The organism is Actinoplanes sp. NPDC048988, assembly GCF_043197815.1.
Classification (GTDB): domain Bacteria; phylum Actinomycetota; class Actinomycetes; order Mycobacteriales; family Micromonosporaceae; genus Actinoplanes.
Window position 1 is genome coordinate 86,590 of sequence record NZ_JBICTW010000028.1, and the last position, 4,982, is coordinate 91,571.

General features: G+C 68.2%; 5 protein-coding genes. 4 read left to right on the top strand and 1 reads right to left on the bottom strand.

Annotated elements, in window-relative coordinates; all coding sequences use genetic code 11:
• Positions 1 to 95 precede the first annotated feature (95 nt).
• Genes ACGFJ7_RS45315 through ACGFJ7_RS45325 form a run of 3 tightly spaced genes read left to right on the top strand, consistent with a single transcriptional unit; the run spans position 96 to position 2,121 of the window.
• A complete protein-coding gene (locus ACGFJ7_RS45315; protein WP_360261111.1) occupies positions 96 to 434 on the top strand; it encodes a WXG100 family type VII secretion target in 339 nt (112 codons plus the stop codon).
• A gap of 11 nt (positions 435 to 445) precedes the next feature.
• Positions 446 to 763, top strand: a complete 318-nt coding sequence (locus ACGFJ7_RS45320; protein WP_392648550.1) for a WXG100 family type VII secretion target — start codon at positions 446 to 448, stop codon at positions 761 to 763.
• On the top strand, positions 760 to 2,121 hold the full coding sequence (locus tag ACGFJ7_RS45325) for an EsaB/YukD family protein (protein WP_392648553.1): 1,362 nt from the start codon (positions 760 to 762) through the stop codon (positions 2,119 to 2,121). Before ACGFJ7_RS45320 ends, ACGFJ7_RS45325 begins: the two co-directional genes overlap by 4 nt.
• Before the next feature lie 30 nt (positions 2,122 to 2,151).
• Here the strand turns inward: ACGFJ7_RS45325 and ACGFJ7_RS45330 are convergent, their stop codons facing one another.
• Positions 2,152 to 3,702 (bottom strand): peroxidase family protein, encoded by a 1,551-nt coding sequence (locus ACGFJ7_RS45330; RefSeq protein WP_360261103.1) that lies wholly within the window; start codon positions 3,700 to 3,702, stop codon positions 2,152 to 2,154.
• Between the two features lie 315 nt (positions 3,703 to 4,017).
• Here ACGFJ7_RS45330 and ACGFJ7_RS45335 point away from each other — a divergent pair, with 315 nt between their 5' ends.
• Positions 4,018 to 4,635 carry a DUF1345 domain-containing protein gene (locus ACGFJ7_RS45335; protein ID WP_360261101.1) on the top strand — a complete coding sequence of 206 codons (618 nt, stop codon included), beginning with the start codon at positions 4,018 to 4,020 and terminating at the stop codon, positions 4,633 to 4,635.
• Positions 4,636 to 4,982 lie beyond the last annotated feature (347 nt).

Here is a 4,982-nt window from a genome sequence, read left to right on the forward strand (position 1 = left end):
ATCGGGGACCCCTGAAAGGGAACTCGCCCGGGCGGTTCACGCCCGGGCAAGGTAGGCAACTGGTGATTCCGGCTTGACATCTCAGGAGGCGGCACATGACTTCACCGTGGGGCTTGACACCGGAAGCTCTGGCGCTGGGCCGTACCGACAGCATGAACTCGGCCATGTCGATCAATGCTGAGCTGGGCGCGCTGGGCCGGTACGTCGACCAGCTCGTCGGCCAGTGGATGGGCGTGGCCAGTGGGACCTTCACGGTCCTCATGGCCGAGTACCACCAGCACGCGGAGGGGCTGCGGCAGACGCTGGAGGGCATCGCCACGAACCTGGGCGCGAACCACGATGCCGTGGTCAACACCGAGCACACCAACATCAGGCTGCTCACTCCACACATGGACGCCGGGCCGAAGCTCAGCCCGGCCCGGTTCTCATCCTGAGGGGGACACCCGTGCCTGACGTCGAAAACACCCGTATCGAGGTTCCGCACAGCATCACCGAGGCGCCGGCCTATCTGACCACCGTCGCCCAGCATCTTCAGGAGGAGCTGGACACGCTGGCCGGTAAGCTGGCGCCCCTGAAGGAGCAGTGGATCGGTCAGTCCGGCCAGGCGTACACCGACGTCTCCGAACTGTGGAACGCCGACGCCACCGCCCTGTTCAGCCCGGTCGAAGGCGTGCTCAAGCAGATCGCCGACGCCGTGCGGGTGGTTGCCGAGAACTACGACCTGGTCGAGGACGGCAACCGGCGTAGCTGGAGTACGTCTTGACCGACGCACGTTGCCGGGTGACGGTGGTGGGCGCCGAGAACCGGATCGATCTGGCTCTGCCCGCCGAGACGCCGATCGCCGAGTACAACGATGCGCTGGCCCGGATGTGCGGCCAGCCGGTGGATGACACGTTGCCGCCGGCCTGGAGCCTGGCCCCGGCGGTCGGCGCGCCCTACCCGTTGACGTCGTCGCTGGCGGCGGAGGGTGTCGAGGACGGCGCCGTTCTCTACCTGCGGGACACCCTCGCCGGTGAGGACAAGGAACCGACCGTGCGCACCGTCTGGGAGGTGGTGTCGGATCTGGCCCAGGATCCGGCGGCCACCCGCTGGGACGTTCGGGCCGTCGGCCGGCTGGCCGTGATCGTCGGGCAGTTCTGGCTGGTCGCCGCGCTCGTGTATCACGGCCTGGCCGGCCACCGCGGTGTCCTGCTCAACGTGCTCGCGGGCGTGGCCGGCGTCGGCGCCGCCGTGCTGGCCCGCGTACTCAAGCGTTACCCTCGGGTATTGCCCGGCCGGTTGCGTACCTTGCTGGCTTGCGGCGCCATCCCGTGTACGGCCCTGATCGCCTTCCTCGCCCCCGGATCACCGGCGCTGGATCTCACCCACCTCTTCTACCTCGAGGTGGGTCTCCTGGTCGGTTGCGTCATCGCGTTGGTCGCCGTGCCGGGTGTTCTGCTGAGCGCCCTGACGGTGCTGGTCGGAATCGCCACGATTCTGACGGCTGTTCCCGCGCTGACCCACGCGTCGGGTGCGGCGGTCTCGGCGACCGTCGTGGTCGCCGGGGTGCTGTTCCTGGCCGCCGCGCCCCGTCTGGCCGGAGCTCTGGTGGCCGGATCGTGGCTCTCCCCGTCGTCATCCACGGTGGAACCGCAGGCCGACCCAGAGCAGCTGGCCGAGCGGGTCGTCCAGGCCCGCCGGGTCCTTGTCCTGCTGGTCAGTGTGGCCTCGGTCGCGACCGGCGCGGGCCTGATCGCCCTCACCGTGGATTACGCGCCGTTCACGCTGGCCGTGGCGATCACCGCGACCGCCGTGCTGTTCCTGAGGGCGGGCACCTTCAGACTCGCCCCCGAAGGCGTCCTGCCGGTCATCGCCGGTACGATCGGCCTCCTCAGCCTGCTCACCCTGCCGGGGCGGGCCGGTGGGCCCGACGCGTACGAGCTGCCGGTCCTTCTCATGCTCGGCCTGGTCGCCATGGGAGTCGGTGTGCCGGTCCTGCTCTGGGGAGCCGGCCGGAGCCCGGCGCCGGACACTCATTCCTCCAAACTGGGGCCCGTGCTCACCGTCAGCCAGATCGTCCTGCCCGCCCTGCTGCTGGGTGTCTATGGTCTGTACGAGACGCTCTGGAACGTCGGCCGGTGACCGCGGCACCGCACCGGCGGCCGGCCCGGGTCAGGCCGGTGCGGTGTCGCCGAGTGGGGCGAGCCGGTCCCGGCGGCCCTGGAAGGCGATGAGCAACAGGTCGGTCATGCGGAAGGTGTCCCGGGACGGTCCCAGGGAAGGCCGCCACAAGCGATCCCGGACGATGGAGACGCGACTGCTCTCCAGTGCCCGGTGGAACACCTCGGCCACGATGCGGCCGCCGACGCCGCTGAGCCGCCCGCCGGACAACTCAGCCTCCCGCAGGACGTAGAACCACAGCGGTGTGTTCGCGGCCAGGGCGGCACGTTGCCGGTCGGTCAGTTCGTCGAGGACAGCGCCGTGCCGGCCCGCGATGATCTGCTCGGCCTCCAGGGGGCGCATCCCGAGCAGCTCCGCCATCTGCTGGCCGCTGGCCAGCTCCGTCGACGCCGCCCGGTCCAGGTCACGGAACGCCTGATTGCGTTCCGTCCTTCCCGGGCCTTCGTTGCCGGAAGTCCCGTCGAGCAGCCGGGTCGTGATCGGCCGGGCCAAGTTGGGGCCGGCCGGTGCGGCGAGGTCGTCGAGGGCGTTCTCGCCGGCGAAGTCGTACAGGCGCCGCCAGTCGATCGTCCAGTCTGTCGGTAGCCGCTCGAGAAGCCCGGATTTCGGGTCGCTGACATCGGCTGCGGCGAGGTCGAAGTTTCCGCCGAGTCCGGTGAGGACCGACATCAGCGACCGGGTGCCGCGGTCGCCGTCGAAGATGCGGTTCCAGTCGTATGCGGGTCGCACCATGCTGTGCCCGAAGCGGTAGGCCGCCAGGGCGAATTCGAGCGGCAGGGCCGGGGTCCCCGTCGCCCCCACGTCGAAGTACCGGCGGCCGTTGAGGAAGACGTCGTGCAGGATGGCCGGATCGACGACCCGGGGCAGCACGTCAGTCACGATCATCCACTGGTAGTGACGTACCACCGTCTCGCGGACCGCCTGGAACAGCTGCCGGCCGGTCGGCCCGTCCACGCCCAGCCGGTCGGCGACCCGGTTGTGGAAATGCAAAAAGGCCAGGTGGGTCTGGGCCAGGGGCAGACTGTGGTCGTTGCGGGGGTCGGCGATCAACGGCGCCTGCCGCTCCGCCTTCGTATCGCCGTGGGTGACCCGTGGCAGGTCGTAGCCGTTGAGGTTGACCTCGGTGCCCGCGCCGGCGACAGCCGCCGTGAGGCCCACCTTGAACCGGACCCGGTCGGGTGCGTAGAACCGGTCGTCGTCCGCGTCGTCCGGCCCGAGACCGTAGACCGAGTCGAGGTCGAGCGCGGGCGAGCGGCCCTCGAGCACGTCGCGGACGGAGACCTGCTCGTCGCGGCGCCCGCGGGTCCGGTCCATGGTCAGGTCGTGCCCGGCGAACAGAGCCAGATAGGTGTAGCCGGCCGGAACGGCGGCGGAGCCGGGCACCTCCACCGGCACGGGTGCCGTCATGGCCCGTGCCACCTTCTTCAGCACGTCGCGGTCGAGAGCGTGCCCTCGGGGACCCCATCGAGAGAAGCGAAACTGGCGTACGTTGTCGGCTTCGTCCTCACCGGCGACGGTGTAGCTCGTAGGTGTGTGTCTCATCGGACGTTCCCCCGTCTCGCGGTCGAGTCGTACGGAGTTCTGCCCGATGTGACGTGTGCCCGTTCGCCGGGTTCATCCGGAAGCGCGAGCGCGGCAGCCGTCACAGTTCGTTCGGGTAGCCGCCCCGGGCCGGCCGGAGAAGGCCGATAGCCGCCGAGACGGTGACGACCCGGGCCCGGCGGGCGAGATGCCGCCGCCGTGGACGTCCGAGAGGGTCACGCAGAGTGACTGGATGTAGGGATCGGGGTCGATGAACTGTTGCCCGTCGTTCGCGTCGTAGCGGAAGGCAACGGCTGTCGATCTTAAGGAACGTCCATGGTCAGCAAAGCGGCGCTCATCGTGTCCCGCTCCATCGAAGCGTCTCTCATCCTTCTCGGTTTTCTGGTGTTGTTCACCTCTGGCGATCTCACCAACTTCATTCTGCTCGCCTGGGACGTGCTGGCCGGCTGCTATCTGGTGATCCGTATCGGCCGTCTGCGACGCTCCGGGAAGGATGCGGCGACCGGATGGCTCGCGCACGGCGTCGGCGGGCGGGCCGGGCTGATGTTCACGGTCTTCACCAGCCTGGTGGGTATCGGTGCCGGCCTGTCGATCGTTGCCAGTGAGGACGGTGTGGCCAAGACGGCGGCCACGACTGTGGGGGTGCCGGCGGTGCTGTTCGCCTGGGCGATCCTGCACTTCGGCTACGCCGAGCGCTACTCCAAGACGTACTACGCCGCCCTGCCGCAGCGGGTGCTGGCCTTCCCGAACATCGACAAGCCGACGTTCGTGGAATTCGCCTACTTCTCCTTCACGCTGGGGACGACCTTCTCCGTGTCCGACGTGGAGACCCAAACCTCGGCCATTCGTTTGCAAATTCTTTCACATTCGATTCTCTCCTTCGTCTACAACACCGTGTCGATCGGTATCGCGGTCAGCGTCATTGCGGGATGAACCACTGCCGTGCGGAGGGTGATGACGACTTCTCTCTCGGTGGCGAATCGCAAACTTAATCGAGCCTAAAGAATGCCTTGACGGGACCTTTATGGAGGAGCCGTGTACCCTCAGGAAGCACGATCGGTCGTTCTATATCGGACGGCCGAATGAGAACATAGCGTGGACGTGAGGGGACTCTCCCATGCCGTCGGCTGATGGCGACGACGACTTCTTCCGTTTCGGCGTGCTTGGGCCGGTGCGGGTGTGGCAGGGCGGGGTTGAGGTTGATCTGGGTGCGCGGCAGCAGCGTTTGATTTTGGCGTTGTTGCTGGCTGGTGCGGGTCAGCCGGTGGGGTTGAGTGAGA

Coding starts and splice junctions, on each gene's coding strand:
- ACGFJ7_RS45330 (WP_360261103.1), bottom strand. CDS start 3,702: ATGAGACACACACCTACGAGCTACACCGTCGCCGGTGAGGACGAAGCC.
- ACGFJ7_RS45315 (WP_360261111.1), top strand. CDS start 96: ATGACTTCACCGTGGGGCTTGACACCGGAAGCTCTGGCGCTGGGCCGT.
- ACGFJ7_RS45335 (WP_360261101.1), top strand. CDS start 4,018: ATGGTCAGCAAAGCGGCGCTCATCGTGTCCCGCTCCATCGAAGCGTCT.